This window comes from Bacillus sp. AP8, assembly GCF_000321185.1.
Lineage (GTDB): Bacteria > Bacillota > Bacilli > Bacillales > DSM-1321 > Bacillus_AD > Bacillus_AD massilioanorexius.
In genome coordinates this window covers 58,829-74,705 of sequence record NZ_CAPG01000008.1, presented here as the reverse complement: position 1 = coordinate 74,705, position 15,877 = coordinate 58,829, and the positions used below count along the sequence as shown (strand labels likewise).

General features: G+C 34.6%; 14 protein-coding genes. 3 read left to right on the top strand and 11 right to left on the bottom strand.

The window, feature by feature from the left end:
* Positions 1–8: 8 nt before the first annotated feature.
* The 10 genes from BN349_RS01525 to BN349_RS01480 form a co-directional block, all read right to left on the bottom strand.
* Positions 9–956, bottom strand: coding sequence for an ABC transporter ATP-binding protein (locus BN349_RS01525; protein ID WP_019240505.1), 948 nt, complete (start codon positions 954–956; stop codon positions 9–11).
* A 1-nt stretch (position 957) separates the two neighbouring features.
* Positions 958–2,001 (bottom strand): ABC transporter ATP-binding protein, encoded by a 1,044-nt coding sequence (locus tag BN349_RS01520; protein WP_019240504.1) that lies wholly within the window; start codon positions 1,999–2,001, stop codon positions 958–960.
* Positions 2,002–2,015: 14 nt separating this feature from the next.
* The gene (gene opp3C / locus BN349_RS01515) at positions 2,016–3,050 is read right to left on the bottom strand and encodes an oligopeptide ABC transporter permease (RefSeq protein ID WP_019240503.1); all 1,035 of its coding nucleotides are present in this window, start codon (positions 3,048–3,050) and stop codon (positions 2,016–2,018) included.
* A complete protein-coding gene (opp3b, locus tag BN349_RS01510; protein ID WP_019240502.1) occupies positions 3,050–3,979 on the bottom strand; it encodes an oligopeptide ABC transporter permease in 930 nt (309 codons plus the stop codon). The genes opp3C (BN349_RS01515) and opp3b (BN349_RS01510) overlap by 1 nt, the downstream gene beginning before the upstream one ends.
* A 124-nt stretch (positions 3,980–4,103) precedes the next feature.
* A complete protein-coding gene (locus BN349_RS01505) occupies positions 4,104–5,795 on the bottom strand; it encodes a peptide ABC transporter substrate-binding protein (RefSeq protein ID WP_019240501.1) in 1,692 nt (563 codons plus the stop codon).
* A gap of 337 nt (positions 5,796–6,132) precedes the next feature.
* Complete coding sequence (locus BN349_RS01500) at positions 6,133–7,080, bottom strand: ABC transporter ATP-binding protein (protein WP_019240500.1); 948 nt, start codon at positions 7,078–7,080, stop codon at positions 6,133–6,135.
* A 1-nt stretch (position 7,081) separates the two neighbouring features.
* The gene (locus tag BN349_RS01495) at positions 7,082–8,125 is read right to left on the bottom strand and encodes an ABC transporter ATP-binding protein (RefSeq protein WP_019240499.1); all 1,044 of its coding nucleotides are present in this window, start codon (positions 8,123–8,125) and stop codon (positions 7,082–7,084) included.
* A gap of 14 nt (positions 8,126–8,139) precedes the next feature.
* Positions 8,140–9,174, bottom strand: coding sequence for an oligopeptide ABC transporter permease (opp3C, locus tag BN349_RS01490; RefSeq protein WP_019240498.1), 1,035 nt, complete (start codon positions 9,172–9,174; stop codon positions 8,140–8,142).
* Complete coding sequence (gene opp3b / locus BN349_RS01485) at positions 9,174–10,103, bottom strand: oligopeptide ABC transporter permease (protein WP_019240497.1); 930 nt, start codon at positions 10,101–10,103, stop codon at positions 9,174–9,176. The genes opp3C (BN349_RS01490) and opp3b (BN349_RS01485) overlap by 1 nt, the downstream gene beginning before the upstream one ends.
* Positions 10,104–10,219: 116 nt before the next feature.
* Positions 10,220–11,911: a peptide ABC transporter substrate-binding protein gene (locus BN349_RS01480; RefSeq protein WP_232423497.1), complete on the bottom strand. Its 1,692-nt coding sequence runs from the start codon at positions 11,909–11,911 to the stop codon at positions 10,220–10,222.
* 427 nt (positions 11,912–12,338) lie between these two features.
* On the opposite strand from BN349_RS01480, the gene BN349_RS01475 reads away from it, so the two are divergent.
* The 3 genes from BN349_RS01475 (at position 12,339) to BN349_RS01465 (ending at position 14,844) form a co-directional block, all read left to right on the top strand.
* Positions 12,339–12,707, top strand: a complete 369-nt coding sequence (locus BN349_RS01475; RefSeq protein ID WP_019240495.1) for a DUF3899 domain-containing protein — start codon at positions 12,339–12,341, stop codon at positions 12,705–12,707.
* Between the two features lie 76 nt (positions 12,708–12,783).
* Positions 12,784–13,770, top strand: coding sequence for a tryptophan--tRNA ligase (gene trpS / locus BN349_RS01470; RefSeq protein WP_019240494.1), 987 nt, complete (start codon positions 12,784–12,786; stop codon positions 13,768–13,770).
* Positions 13,771–14,244: 474 nt separating this feature from the next.
* The gene (locus BN349_RS01465) at positions 14,245–14,844 is read left to right on the top strand and encodes a nitroreductase family protein (RefSeq protein WP_019240493.1); all 600 of its coding nucleotides are present in this window, start codon (positions 14,245–14,247) and stop codon (positions 14,842–14,844) included.
* A gap of 103 nt (positions 14,845–14,947) precedes the next feature.
* On the opposite strand, the gene BN349_RS01460 is transcribed toward BN349_RS01465, so the two are convergent.
* The gene (locus BN349_RS01460) at positions 14,948–15,703 is read right to left on the bottom strand and encodes a YjbA family protein (RefSeq protein WP_019240492.1); all 756 of its coding nucleotides are present in this window, start codon (positions 15,701–15,703) and stop codon (positions 14,948–14,950) included.
* Positions 15,704–15,877: the final 174 nt, after the last annotated feature.

The following is a 15,877-nucleotide window of genomic DNA, read 5'->3' as shown; positions in this document are numbered from 1 at the left end:
GGTCTTTTTTAATTTTTTGCTTCTTGTTGATACTGTATATATTCTTTCTCCGAGCAAAGCACAAAATGTCCAGGCTTAACCTCGCGCATTTTCACTTCTTCTCCTTCTGTGTAACCATGAATAGAAGGATCATAAGCAGTACGCTGTCTCGTGCGCTCAGTGATTGGATCAGGTTGTGGTATGGCTGACAATAAAGATTTTGTATATGGATGCAATGGATTATTATATAATTCTTCACTCGTTGTAATTTCAACTAGCTTTCCAAAATACATAACGCCAATACGATCACTAATATACTTAACCATTGACAAATCATGAGCGATAAACAAATATGTTAATCCTTTATCTTTTTGCAATTGCTTCATTAAATTAACTACTTGCGCTTGAATGGATACATCAAGTGCAGATATAGGCTCATCTGCAATGATAAAATCAGGCTCTACCGCAAGAGCACGAGCAATCCCGATACGTTGTCGTTGCCCACCTGAGAATTCATGCGGATAACGATTTGCATGTTCTTTGTTTAAGCCAACCGTTTCAAGGAGCTCGTATACTTTTTCCATTCGCTCAGTTTTCGTTTTAGCTAAACCGTGTATATCAATACCTTCAGCAATAATATCACTTACTTTCATTCGTGGATTTAAAGAAGCGTAAGGATCTTGAAAGATCATTTGCATTTTATGATTGAATTCCTTCAGCTCTTTTTTCGTTTTCTTTCCATGAACATTTTTACCACGGAATAAAACTTCTCCACTTGTTGCTTCATAGAGACGAATAATCGTTCTCCCAGTCGTCGATTTACCACATCCTGATTCTCCAACTAAACCAAGTGTTTCACCTTCATAAATAAAAAATGAAATATCATCAATAGCCTTTACCATGTTGGATTTGCCTTCATTAAAATACTGTTTTAAATTTTTTACTTCTAATAATATATTCTTTTCGTTATTAGCCATGTCAATTTCCCCCCTTCATTGAAAGAAATTGTTTTTGTCTTTTTAGAACCGCTTCTGGCGGGATAACTTCTGGAGCATCAGGATGAAGCAACCAAGTCGCTGCATAATGAGTATCAGATACTTTAAACATTGGTGGTTGTTCTTCTAAATCGATTTGCATAACATATTCATTTCGAGCTGCGAATGCATCACCTGCAGGAGGATTTAATAGATTTGGAGGTGTACCAGGAATCGCATAAAGTTCTTTCCCTCTTGAATCCAAATCTGGCATTGAACTAATTAACCCCCAAGTATATGGGTGTTTCGGATTATAAAAAATTTCATCAACTGTTCCAATTTCAACGATTTTCCCACCATACATTACGGCTACACGATCTGCAATATTTGCCACTACACCTAAATCATGTGTAATAAAGATAATAGAAGTGTCAATTTTCTTTTGTAAAGCCTTCATTAATTCAAGAATTTGCGCTTGAATCGTTACGTCAAGAGCTGTAGTAGGCTCATCAGCAATTAATATATGAGGATTGCAGGCAAGTGCAATAGCAATAACTACACGCTGTCTCATCCCACCAGAGAATTGATGCGGATATTGCTCAAAACGTTTTTCCGGCATTGGAATTCCAACTAATTTAAGCAGTTCTATCGCTCTTTGCTTCGCTTCTCTTTTATGCAACTTATGATGTTTCATAATAGGTTCCATAATTTGCTTTCCAACCTTCATCGTTGGGTTCAAAGAAGTCATTGGATCCTGAAAGATCATAGAAATATCTTTCCCGCGGATCTTTTGCATCTCACGTTCTGATAATTTGGCTAAATCCTTTCCATCAAAAAGAATTTCTCCACTTTTTATTTCTGAATTTCCAGGAGGAAGTAAGCGCATAATTGATTTTGTTGTTACTGATTTACCTGACCCAGATTCTCCAACAATCGCTAGTGTTTCACCTTTCTTAAGATCAAAGTTAACACCACGAATAGCTTGTACTTCTCCAGCAAACGTATGAAATGAAATATTTAAATCTTTTACTTCTAAAATTTTCTCCACAATTTCCACCTACCTTAATCGCGCATTTTTGGATCTAGTGCATCACGTAAACCATCTGCAACCAAGTTAAAACAAATCATTATCAAGCTAATGGCAATAGCAGGGAAAATCAACAAATGAGGATATGTTAATAATGCTTTCATTCCGTCATCTATTAAAGTCCCCAAAGAAGCAGCTGGTGGAACTAAACCTAATCCAATGAAACTTAAGAAGGCTTCAAAGAAAATCGCACTTGGAATAGTGAACATAGTGTTTATGATGATCACTCCAGCTAAGTTGGGAATTAAATGCTTAAAGATAATTTTCGCATGCGAGTTTCCTAATGTACGAGATGCAAGAACAAATTCTTGTTCCTTTAATTTTAGTGTTTGAGCTCGGACAACACGAGCCATCGTTACCCACCCCGTGATTGATAAGGCAATGGTAATCGATAAAATACCTGGCTCTAGTACGAGGATCATCAAAACAACGACTACTAAATTTGGAATTCCCATCAAGATTTCCGTAATACGTTGCATAAAGTTATCAATTCGACCACCAAAATATCCTGAAATGGCACCAAATGTTACCCCGATCACCATATCAATTAACGCAGCTAGCAAGGCAATATACAATGAAATTTGTGTACCTTTCCATAAACGAGTAAATAGATCTCGTCCAAGAGAATCTGTCCCGAACCAATAGTACGTATCCTCAGGTACTTTTTTCATTGCATACATATCTATTTCCTTACCCGCTTTATTAACCATGGTACCGTCAAATGGAAGCCAATGAACATTTTCTAGAACAGGTATCTTTGCTGGCAAATTAGAATATTTAACGTTTTGTACATTCGCGTCTTTTCCACTAATAATCGGACCAACAAAAGCCATAATAACAATCATCGCTAAAATGATGATACTAATTAAAGCTCCTTTGTTTTTTCGAACACGAAGCCATGCATCCTGCCAAAAATTCAAACTAGGCTTATTGATTTCTTCACTTGTTTTCGAATCGACAATGGCAGGCTGAAATTTATCTTTTGGAATCTTAAGATTTACATTTTCCATTATTTTTTCCCTCCAGCCACTCTAATTCTAGGATCAATTAATCCATATAAAATATCTACTATTAACGTTACGAATACAAACAACGCCGCGAACAATATCGTTGTTCCCATAATTACTGGATAGTCATTCACTTGAATGGACTTAACAAACTGCTCACCAATACCAGGAACAGCAAAGATTTTCTCGATAACTAAAGATCCAGTCATTAAAGATACCAATAATGGTCCTAATACCGTAATAACTGGTATTAAAGCATTTCGTAGGGCATGTTTAACGGAAACTTCAAAACTACTAGCACCTTTAGCTTTTGCTAGTGTAATATAATCTGAACCTAATACTTCAATAAGCTCTGTTCTCATAAAACGAGCTGCTATAGATATTGGGAAAATGGATAACGCTATAGTTGGCATGATGGTGTATTCAAAACCCCGCCAAAAGGCAACTGGAAACCACCCTAATTTTACACCGACAAAATATTGAAGAATTCCAGCGAATACAAAGCTCGGAACAGACTTCCCTAATACTGCTATGAAAGTCGAGGTATAATCAATCCATGTATTTTGATACAAGGCTGCCACTAAGCCCAGGATTATCCCGACTATCGTTCCAAAAAACATTGCCTGAAAACCTAATTGAGCTGAAGGTCCAATTAAATCTCCGATAATATCAGTTACAGGAACATTATTAAACTGAAAGGAATTTCCTAAATCACCTTTCAAAATATTCCCCATGTATTTCGCATATTGAACTGGAATTGGATCATCCAATCCATACTTGTCCTTCATTATTTGCAATTGGGCATCATTTAATTTATTAGCATTGGAAAACGGAGTACCCGGAATTATTTTCATGAGGAAAAAAGTAAAAGAAGCGATTAAAAATAATGTAATGAGCATATAAACTACACGTTTTGCTATAAATTTAATCAATACCCTCACCCCCTTAATTGTATTAATTTTCTGCTAAATCAAAAAAATTAGTTTATAGGTGAAAAGAGAGTATATTTGCATATACTCTCTTTTCAAGATAGTGCTTAAATATACCTATAAAAGATTATTCTACGATAGACATGAATTGGTAACTATGGTTAGGTCCGACACCATGGTGGTTAAAACCTTTTACCTTAGTTGCAACAAGCATACTGCTAGCACGTTGGTAGATTGGAGCAATTGCTGCATCTTGTTCTAACAAGATTTTCTCAGCTTTTTGAAGAGCTTCCCAACGCTTAGCTTGATCAGCAGTGTTTTGAGATTCTTCAATTAATTTATCGTATTCTGGGTTAGAGTAATCCATTTTATTGTTTCCTCCACCAGTTACCCATAAATCTGAGAAAGAGATTGGATCTAAATAGTCAGGTCCCCAACCAGCAGCTTGAAGATCATAATCTTGTTTTGTATCACGATCTAAACGAACTGCAAAAGGAACACTTTCAAGTTTAATAGTTAAACCTGGAAGATTTGTTTCAAGTTGATTTTTCATGTATTGGTCAACTTTTTTAGATGATTCAGTGTCTCCACCTAAGTATTTAATAGTAACTTCTTTTTTACCTAATTCTTTTAATCCAGCTTCCCATGCTTTTTTCGCTTCTTCTACGTTATAAGTAAGCATATCTCCATTTGCATCACGGAAATCTTTGCCATTTTCATCTTTAACAAAATCGGAAGGAACTGCATAGTTTGCAGGAATTGTACCGTTATTTAATACGTCTTTTGCTAAATCCTCTTTATTGAAGCCCATTGCGATAGCTTTACGGATGTTAACATTTTTTAGAGCAGGGTTTTGTTTTTGGTTCATTTTTAACCAGAATACACTTGGATCTAACCAGCTTTGCATTCTTTCATCTCCCTCATATTGAGGAACGATGTCTGAAGAAAGTTTTGCACTGATATCTGCTTCACCAGATTCAATTAAGTTTACAGCAGCTTGTGGATCTTTCACTACGTTAAACATGATTTTTGTTAAATTAACATCTTTTGTACCATGGTAGTTTTCATTTTTCTCAACTGTCCATTTTTGTGCAGTAGGTCCGTTCCATTCAGTTAACTTAAATGGTCCGTTAGAAAGACTTGATTCTGCAGTAGTTGCAAATTTTGCACCTTGTTCAGTAACAAATTTTTCATTTTGTGGCATGAACGTACCAAATGCCATTAATCCTTTGAAGAATTCAACAGTCATTGGTTTTTCCATTGTGATTTTTAAAGTTGTATCATCAACAGCTTGTACACCTAGATCATCTAAGTTATACGCTTTGTTAGCAGCTGCATTTTCTGTAATAGCTTCAGCACCTTTAATTTTTCCATTCATCATGTATGGACCATAAGGTGAAGCTGTTTTTGGATCAACAGCACGTTTCCAAGCGAATACAAAATCTTTTGCAGTTAGTGCATCGCCATTTGACCATTTAAGATCTTTTTTCAATTTAACAGTAAATTCTGTTCCATCTGCATTTGCTTCAGGTTCTCCTTCAGCTACTCCAGGAACTAGATTACTTTTTTCATCTTGGATGTATAGACCTTCTTGTGTTGTTGTGAGCATTGTGAATGAAACTTCGTCTTGTGCCATCGCACTATCCATAGATGGAATTTCAGATGATTCTAATACTCTTAGCTCTTGTTTTTCAGCAAGCTTTGTTTCTTTTGAATCAGAACCAGCTTTTTCTTCTGTCTTTTTATCGCCACAAGCAGCTAAAAAGATGCTTAGAACTAAAGTCAGAACTAAAAGAAAAGAAAATTTAGACTTTTTCAAATTGTTACACCCCTTTTTAAAATATGAACGAACACAAATTTTATTATACAATTTATCGAAATTTTGTAAATTAAATTATTTTTGAAAATTAACATATCTTGTCAAAATACGGCGATTTTTCTATAAAATGAGTAATTTTTCCTATACAAAATAATACAAAATTCCCATTTAATCCTCTAATGCTGTAAAGTGTTGTAGACTTTTCGAATATTCAATATTTTATCAGAATATACTCGTTAGTTTTTATCATTATTTTCTAATAATTTGGTAATTTTTGTATGCTATATAAACATAGAAAAACTTACTTCGACCGGGGAGTCTAAGTAGTTTTTTTACTCTATTTTTTTAGTTCTTCTTGATATTGTTTATATTCTTTTTCTGAGCAAAGTACAAAATGTCCAGGCTTAACCTCACGCATTTTCACTTCTTCTCCTTCCGTATAACCATGAACAGAAGGGTCATAAGTTATACGTGTTCTAGTGCGTTCACTGATTGGATCAGGCTGTGGAATAGCAGATAATAATGATTTTGTGTATGGATGTAGTGGATTTGCATATAATTCTTCACTTGTAGTAATTTCTACAAGCTTACCAAAATACATAACTCCAATTCTATCACTTATATACTTCACCATTGACAAGTCATGTGCAATAAACAGATACGTTAATCCTTTTTCTTCTTGCAACTTTTTCATTAAATTGACAACCTGTGCTTGAATGGATACATCTAGTGCTGAAATCGGTTCATCTGCAATGATAAAATCTGGCTGAACGGCTAATGCTCGGGCAATTCCAATGCGCTGACGTTGTCCACCTGAAAATTCATGAGGATAACGATTCGCGTGTTCTTTATTCAAACCAACTGTTTCTAACAGATGATATACTTGCTGTAATCGATCTTCTTTAGATTTTGCAAGACCATGAATATCAATACCTTCAGCAATGATATCACTTACCTTCATTCTTGGGTTCAATGAAGCATATGGATCTTGGAAAATCATCTGCATTTTACGATTCAATTCTTTCATTTGCTGTTTTGTCTTTTTTCCATGTACATTTTCACCACGGAATAATACCTCACCAGCAGTTGCATCATACAAACGAATTATCGTTCTACCAGTCGTTGACTTGCCACAACCAGATTCTCCAACTAATCCTAACGTCTCACCTTCATAAATGAAAAATGAAATATCATCAATCGCTTTAACCATATTTGGTTTGCCTTCGTTAAAGTATTGCTTTAAATTCTTTACTTCTAATAAAATTTTCTTTTCCTTTTGTGCCATATTATTGTCCTCCGTTCACTGAAAGGAACTGTTTTTGTCTTTTAAGTACTGCTTCTGGCGGCACTACCTTTGGTGCATCAGGATGTAATAACCAAGTTGCGGCATAATGTGTATCAGATATTTTAAACATTGGTGGTTGTTCCTCTAAATCAATTTGCATGACATACTGGTTACGTGGTGCGAAAGCATCTCCTTTTGGAGGATTCAATAGATTAGGAGGTGTTCCTGGTATAGCATAAAGTTCTTTCCCACGTGAGTCCAAATCTGGCATGGAACTAATTAATCCCCATGTATACGGATGCTGTGGATTATAGAAAATTTCATCAACCGTTCCAATTTCAACGATTTTTCCACCATACATAACCGCTACTCGATCTGCCACATTTGCTACAACACCTAAATCATGAGTAATAAAAATGATAGATGTATCAATTTTCTTTTGTAACGCCTTCATAAGCTCTAATATTTGTGCTTGAATTGTTACATCAAGAGCAGTTGTTGGTTCATCCGCGATTAATATTTGCGGGTTACAAGCAAGCGCAATTGCGATAACAACACGTTGTCTCATTCCACCTGAGAATTGATGTGGATATTGCTCAAAACGTTTTTCTGGCATTGGAATACCTACTAATTTAAGCAATTCAATCGCTCGAGCCTTCGCTTCTCTTTTATGCAACTTATGATGCTTCATAATAGGCTCCATAATTTGCTTACCGACCTTCATTGTTGGATTCAATGAAGTCATAGGATCCTGAAAAATCATAGAAATGTCTTTACCACGGATTTTTTGCATTTCTCGTTCTGATAGTTTTGTAAGATCCTTTTCATTAAAAAGGATTTCACCGCTTTTTATTTCTGAATTACCAGGAGGTAACAAGCGCATAATCGATTTAGTTGTAACAGATTTACCAGAACCTGACTCACCTACAATGGCTAGTGTTTCTCCTTTATGTAAATCAAAGTTCACTCCACGGATAGCTTGTACCTCTCCACTAAATGTATGAAACGAAATATTTAAGTCTTTTACTTCTAGTATTTTTTCCACAATTCTCACCTACCTTAATCACGCATTTTCGGATCTAGTGCATCACGTAATCCGTCCGCAATCATATTAAAACAAATCATAATTAAACTAATTGTTATCGCTGGGAATATTAACATATGTGGGTATGTTAATAATGATTTAAATCCATCATCAATTAATGTACCTAATGAAGCCGCTGGAGCTTGAAGTCCTAATCCGATAAAGCTTAGGAAAGCTTCAAAGAAGATAGCACTTGGTATCGTAAACATCGTGTTAATAATAATGACCCCAGCCAAGTTAGGAACTAGATGTTTAAAAATTATTTTCGCATGTGAGTTTCCTAGAGTTTTAGATGCTAATACAAACTCTTGCTCTTTTAGCTTTAACACTTGAGCACGTACTACCCTTGACATACTAACCCATCCAGTAACAGACAACGCTATCGTAATAGACAGAATACCTGGTTCAAGCACTAGAATCATCAATACAACAATAACTAAGTTTGGGATACCCATTAAGACTTCCGTAATACGTTGCATAATGGTATCCAAGCGACCACCAAAATATCCTGAAATTGCTCCATATGCTACCCCTATTACCATATCAATGAAAGCAGCTAAGAAAGCAATGTATAACGAAATTTGTGTACCTTTCCACAAACGAGTAAAAATATCGCGTCCTAAACCGTCTGTTCCGAACCAGTAGTACGTATCATCAGGTACTTTTTTCATTTCATACATATCTACTTCTTTACCAGCTTTATTCACCATTTTCCCATCAAAAGGTAACCAATCTATATTTTCAAGTACTGGTATTTTCGCAGGTAAATTCGAATGTTTTACATTTTGGTCATACGCACCCTTACCGCTTATAGCTGGTCCTAGGAATGCCATTATTAATATGAAAACAAGAACAACTAAACTCACTATTGCTCCTTTATTCTTTCTTACACGCAACCAAGCATCCTGCCAAAAGTTAAGACTTGGTTTTGAAATTTCTTCTTGCTTCGCAGTATCAATAATGGCAGGCTGAAATTTTTCTTGTGGTATTTTCATTTCACTATTAGCCATTATTTCTTTCCTCCTGCCAATCTAATTCGTGGATCAATTAATCCATATAAAATGTCAACTATTAATATTACGACAACAAAAAGGGTCGCAAATAGTAACGTAGTACCCATGATTACTTGATAATCATTTACTTGAATTGCTTTTACGAACTGTTCACCAATACCAGGTACAGAGAATATTTTTTCAATTACAAGAGAGCCTGTCATAAGAGAAACTGTTAATGGCCCTAAAACCGTTACAACAGGGATAAGTGCATTACGTAAAGCATGCTTTACTGCTACTTCAAAACCACTCGCCCCTTTTGCTTTCGCTAGAGTTATATAATCCGAGCTTAATACCTCAATCATTTCCGTTCTCATAAAACGCGCTGCAATCGAGATTGGGAAAATAGACAAAGCAATTGTCGGCATAATGGTATATTCAAACCCGCGCCAAAATGCAACAGGAAGCCACCCTAACTTCACACCAATCCAGTATTGTAACAATCCTGCAAATACGAAACTCGGAATTGATTTACCAAGTACCGCTATAAAAGTGGCACTATAATCAATCCATGTATTTTGTTTCAAAGCTCCAATTAGTCCGAGCGCAATACCTACAATCGTACCTAAAAACATCGCTTGAAAACCAAGTTGTGCAGAAGGTCCGATTAAATCACCTATGATATCTGTAACTGGAGTGTTATTGAATTGGAAGGAAGTTCCTAAATCACCTTTTAGAAGATTCCCGATGTATTTCACATATTGTAATGGAACAGGGTCATCTAGGCCGTACTTATCATTCATAATCTCCAACTGTGCTTCCGATAGCTTGTTTACATTCTTAAAAGGTGTACCGGGAATTATTTTCATGAGGAAAAAAGTAAGAGAAGCTATTACCAATAAAGTTATTATCATATAAAATACTCGTTGCGCTATATACTTAACCATTCCTGCACCTCCTATATTTTTAAATTTTCTAAATATTTGCGTATAGGGAAAAAGAGAGTATATGGAGATATACTCTCTTTTATCGGTATCCCTTTACGGATTAAATTACTTAAAGATTATTCAGTAATTTCGATATATTGATAGCTGTATTCTGGACCTACAACATGGTATGTAAATCCTTTAACTTTTGGATTAACTAATAGATTAGATGCACGTTGGTAAAGTGGTGCTACCGCAGCATCTTGTTCTAATACGATCTTTTCAGCTTTTTGTAACAATTTCCATTTTTCAGCTTCATCCGTTGTTTTATTAGCTTCTTCAATTAATTTATCGTACTCAGGGTTAGAATAACTCATTCTGTTATTTCCACCATCAGTAACCCATAAATCAGAGAAAGAAATTGGATCTAAGTAGTCTGGGCTCCATCCAGCTGCTTGGATATCGTAATTTTGTTTTGCATCACGATCTAAACGGACTGCAAATGGAACATTTTCAAGTTTGATAGATAAACCTTCTAGGTTTTTCTCTAATTGATCCTTGATGTACTCACCTTGTTTCTTAGCACTTTCTGTATCACCATTTAAGTAGCTAAGTTCAATTTTATCAACACCAAGTTCTTTCAAACCTGCTGCCCAATATTCTTTTGCTTTTTTCACATCATATTTCATCATATCTCCGTTAGCATCTCGGAAATCTTCACCATCTTCATTTTTAACTAAATCTTTTGGTACTGCGTAGTATGCAGCAATTGAACCATTATTTAAAACGTCATTTGCTAAATCTTCACGATTGATAGCAGTTCCGATTGCTTTACGGATGTTTACATTTGATAGAGCTGGATTATCTTTTTGGTTTAATTTCAACCAGAAGATACTTGGCTCTAACCAAGTTACCATGCGATCGTCTCCTTCATATTGAGGAACGATATCAGATGATAATTTTGGTGTAATATCTGCTTCACCTGATTCAAATGCGTTAACTGCTGCTTGTGGATCTTTTGATACGTTAAATGTAATTTTTGTTAAGCTAACATTTTTAGCATCACGATAGTTTTCATTTTTTTCATAAACCCATTCAGTTGCAGTTGGACCATTCCATTTAGCTAAAACGAATGGACCGTTAGAAAGATGAGTTTCTGCAGTTGTACCATATTTATCGCCTTGTGCTTCAACGAATTTTTGGTTTAATGGATTAAATGTCGGGAATGCCACGAACCCTTTAAAAAATTCAACTGTCATCGGCACTTCAGTTTGAACAACTAATGTTGTGTCATCAGGAGCAGTAACTCCTAGAGTTGTAACATCGTAAGGTTTTTTTGCAGCTGCTGCATCAGTAATTTCTTGTGCTCCTTTGATTTTTCCGTCCATCATATATGGTCCGTAAAGAGAAGCATTTTTTGGGTCGATAGCTTGTTGCCATGCATAAACGAAATCTTTTGCTGTTAAAGCATCTCCGTTTGCCCATTTGATACCTGATTTTAATTTAACTGTAAATTCTGTACCTTCTGCATTCACTTCAGGGTCTCCTTCGGCAATTGCAGGTACTAGTTCACGTTTTTCATTTTGACGATACAATCCTTCTTGTGTGTTGTTGATTGTCGAGAAGGAAACTGTATCTTCAGCTTTAATACTGTTCATTGTTGGAATTTCAGAAGATTCCAATACCCTTAACTCTTGTGCTACATCTTTTTTACCTTCGCTTTTTTTGTCACTATCAGATGACTTATCACCTGAACAAGCCGACAATACTAAGCTTAGTACTAGAGTTAGTACTAAAAGCAGAGAAAATTTAGACTTTTTCAAATTCACACACTCCTCTTAGTTGTCAATTATCTACAAACGTTATTATACAATTTTTCGACAACTTGTAAAATAGTTTTCCTAAAAAAGTTTTCTGAAAAAATAATAATCAGTTTCCATTATACTCTTTTTCAAGAAAATTCCCAATAAGAAAACGCTTCATATTTATTGAAAAAATCGTGATAAACCTACTAAAAATAACGTTTTTACTTAAATATAGGAAATATAACTATATGAGATAAATAATGGAATTATATCCATAAATTTTATAACAATTATCGCTATTTCAACACTAAAATCTTTACAATTAATTATATTCACATAACTAATAACGGTTATGTGCTTTTATTCACGAAAAAGGAACTTCTCATTTATGCCTATTATTTGCTATACTAGGCTCTATATCATCACTTTAGAAAATGAGGAATAAAATGATATGATAAAACAGGTAAAAAATAGGCCTATTTTAGCAATTGTTGTTGTAACTTTGATACTTACGATTCTATTATCATGGATTGTATATGAGCAGCTTTCTTTACTTCAATTTATTAACATAAGCTTTTATTTTTCAAGCGCATACATCATTTTAGGATTAGTTATTTTAGTTGTTGAAAAAGGTTTTTTTGATGGAATTTCATATAGCTTTAGAAGAATGTTTAAAAGAAATAGCGTTCCCGAGGCAGAAGAAGATGTAAATCATATAACTCCATTGTCTGAGTTGATTTCGCTACCGTACTCACAGCTTCTATATAGTGGATTAATCGTACTAATCATTATGTCAATCGCATTATGGTTCTATTATTAATCTCCTCCATTATTAAACATGATTTTCAAGGAAATAGCTGATAAAATGTTGGTATATATTACAAGGAGTGACATACATGAAAACAATATTCTCTGGTATTCAACCGTCCGGCTCTTTAACACTGGGCAACTATATTGGAGCAATGAAGCAATTTGTTGATTTACAAAATGACTATAATTGTTATTTTTGTATTGTTGATCAACACGCAATTACAGTTCCACAAGATCGTTTAGCGTTACGCAAAAACACAAAGAGCCTAGCTGCCCTTTATATAGCAGCAGGAATTGATCCAAACAAAGCAACCATCTTTATTCAATCAGAAGTACCTGCACATGTACAAGCTGGATGGATGATGACTTGTACATCTTATATTGGTGAATTAGAGCGAATGACTCAATTTAAAGATAAATCATCTGGTAAAGATGCTGTATCAGCTGGTTTACTTACTTATCCACCATTAATGGCGGCAGACATTCTTCTATATGATACTGACATCGTTCCAGTAGGAGATGATCAAAAACAACATATGGAATTAACACGTGATTTAGCAGAACGTTTTAATAAAAAGTATAATGAAATATTTAAAATTCCAGAAATCCGCACTCCTAAAATTGGCGCTCGAGTAATGAGCTTACAAGATCCAATGAAAAAAATGAGTAAATCTGACCCGAACCCAAAAGGATATATCGCGTTATTAGATGAACCAAAAGTAATTGAAAAGAAAATAAAAAGTGCAGTAACTGACTCAGATGGAACTGTAAAATATGATGTAGTAAACAAACCAGGTATTTCAAACCTAATGGGAATCTACTCAATTTTAGGTAATATTTCTATCGAAGACATTGAAAAGAAATATGAAGGCAAAGGTTATGGAGATTTTAAAGCTGACATGGCTGAAGTCGTAATTAACGCACTTAAACCAATTCAGGATAAATACAATGAGTTAATTAACTCTGAAGAGCTTGACCACATTTTGGATATTGGTGCAGAAAAAGCCAATAAGCAAGCAAACAAAATGCTACGTAAGATGAACAACGCAATGGGCTTAGGTCGCAAACGATAAAACCTAAATCGTAATGAAAGAGCATCCCCTAAAAATTTAGGGGATGCTCTTTTTGTATGACTCTTTGTACCCTTAATCTCTTTCGACGCTCACTTTCCTTAAACATTTAACCTCTTTCTTTCAATTATTCTCGCCTATCAAACAACACACGCTCCAATATTAAAAAATCGATCTCTTATGTAATGATATAAAGTTGCATTTCAATCTTCATATTACAAAATATAACCAAATTATTTGACGTTTATTATTAACAGTAATATACTAACTTACATAAAGTAACCAATTATTTATACATATTCTGTTTGCTTTTTTTAAAATGGGGTATTTATGATAGTGAATAAATATTTTTTGAATAATTTCGAATAGCATTCCAATTTAGTCACTTATTCATGAGCTCCAAGCTTCGTACTTAAAAACATTATTTAATGTTTTCTAAGATAAATTTTTTCATATGAATTAAAGGAGATTTTCAACATGACTAAAGATTTTTATACTGTACTAAAAGAAAGACGCTCAATTTATACGATTAATAATGAATCGCCTGTATCAGATGAACGTATTCAAGAAATCGTTGAATTTGCTGTATTACATGCCCCTTCAGCTTTTAACTCCCAAAATACTAGAGCTGTTATTCTGCTAAAAGAACAAAGTGATAAATTCTGGGACATCACTAAAGAAACTTTACGTAAAATTGTTCCTGCCGACGCATTTGCTGAAACAGAAGGAAAAATGAATATGTTTAAATCTGGGTATGGTACTGTATTATTCTTTGAAGATATGGATGTTGTTGAAGGATTACAAAAACAGTTCCCAACATATGCAGATAAATTTCCATCTTATTCTTCAGAAACTGGCGGAATGGTTCAATTACTTGTTTGGGCAGGTCTTGAAGCAGAAGGATTCGGAGCAACGCTACAACATTATCAACCATTAGTAGATGATGCAGTAAAAGCTGAATGGAATATTCCTGCTTCATGGCAATTAGCCGCACAATTGCCATTTGGTACACCGACTGCTCCAGCTGGTGAAAAAACATTTGCTCCAATCTCTGATCGTGTAAAAGTTTTTAGCTAAAACAGGTTATCAATAGACAAGGGTTCTCACTAATTATAGTGAGAACCCTTTTTTTCGCATATGTAAAACCTTCATTGTATTATACATTTTGATAACCTAACCCTCATAGCATAGATGGTCGATCTCCCACTTCCATTTCCCAAAGCTTTTCAAAAAAAGGTTGACCTTTTATTAAGTGTTCACAAAGCACTTCATGCTTAAAGGTCCAGCCTGTTTTTGTTTCCTGAAACAATTCCCTCCAAGCCTCTTCAAATTCTAACTTTTGAATATAAGGATACTTATCGGGAGACCATTCCGTATACCAATAACGAATCTCAGCTGTATTTTTGGATGTCTTTAATTGATCAAGAGCCATAAATAATAATTGCTTTAATTGTCTTTCTTTTCGAGTAAGTCCATTCATAGTTTCAGGTTCTGGAGACAATATGTGATAATCTTTCTTAAACTCTGCTTTCGAAACGAAACTATATTCTTTATCAGGTGCATTCGATATCATTTCAAAAACAAGCTGCTCTTGTCGAGGAATCAGTCGACTCTTCCTAATTGGTATTTGATACCCCATCGTATCTATCGCCATTATCCCTTTTCCATCTGACATTACAAAGCAATATTCCAATTGAATTCTTTCATGATTTTTCCTACAATATGCTTTTTGATAGACTTCCTCTAATAATTCACGCGGCAAATCACTCAAATCATTCTCAATGTACTGAAAAAGAGCCGAAGAAACTTTAAGTAAAGGAACTTGATCTAATAATTCAATTCCATCTTCTTTTCTCCATTCATGAAAGTGGCAAATATTGTAACCATTTTCTTCACCTTCAAACCAATTAACCCATACATCATGGAGATATAGCATATTTTACCCCTCACTTATTTGGAAACTATTTGTCAATAAGTATAGGCAGTGATTGGTAAAATTATTCGTTATTACCGAAAAACATCCTTGATTATTATTACAATATTAAAAAGGCAAATGTCATCTAATACAGACATGGGGCAAAAAACCCTTATAGTCAAAGGGATATAATCT

What these genes read in the sequence shown, in the direction of transcription:
- opp3C (WP_019240503.1), bottom strand. Translation starts at nt 3,050, where the DNA reads ATGGAAAATGTAAATCTTAAGATTCCAAAAGATAAATTTCAGCCTGCC.
- trpS (WP_019240494.1), top strand. Translation starts at nt 12,784, where the DNA reads ATGAAAACAATATTCTCTGGTATTCAACCGTCCGGCTCTTTAACACTG.
- BN349_RS01475 (WP_019240495.1), top strand. Translation starts at nt 12,339, where the DNA reads ATGATAAAACAGGTAAAAAATAGGCCTATTTTAGCAATTGTTGTTGTA.
- BN349_RS01525 (WP_019240505.1), bottom strand. Translation starts at nt 956, where the DNA reads ATGGCTAATAACGAAAAGAATATATTATTAGAAGTAAAAAATTTAAAA.
- BN349_RS01465 (WP_019240493.1), top strand. Translation starts at nt 14,245, where the DNA reads ATGACTAAAGATTTTTATACTGTACTAAAAGAAAGACGCTCAATTTAT.
- opp3C (WP_019240498.1), bottom strand. Translation starts at nt 9,174, where the DNA reads ATGGCTAATAGTGAAATGAAAATACCACAAGAAAAATTTCAGCCTGCC.
- opp3b (WP_019240497.1), bottom strand. Translation starts at nt 10,103, where the DNA reads ATGGTTAAGTATATAGCGCAACGAGTATTTTATATGATAATAACTTTA.
- BN349_RS01500 (WP_019240500.1), bottom strand. Translation starts at nt 7,080, where the DNA reads ATGGCACAAAAGGAAAAGAAAATTTTATTAGAAGTAAAGAATTTAAAG.
- BN349_RS01460 (WP_019240492.1), bottom strand. Translation starts at nt 15,703, where the DNA reads ATGCTATATCTCCATGATGTATGGGTTAATTGGTTTGAAGGTGAAGAA.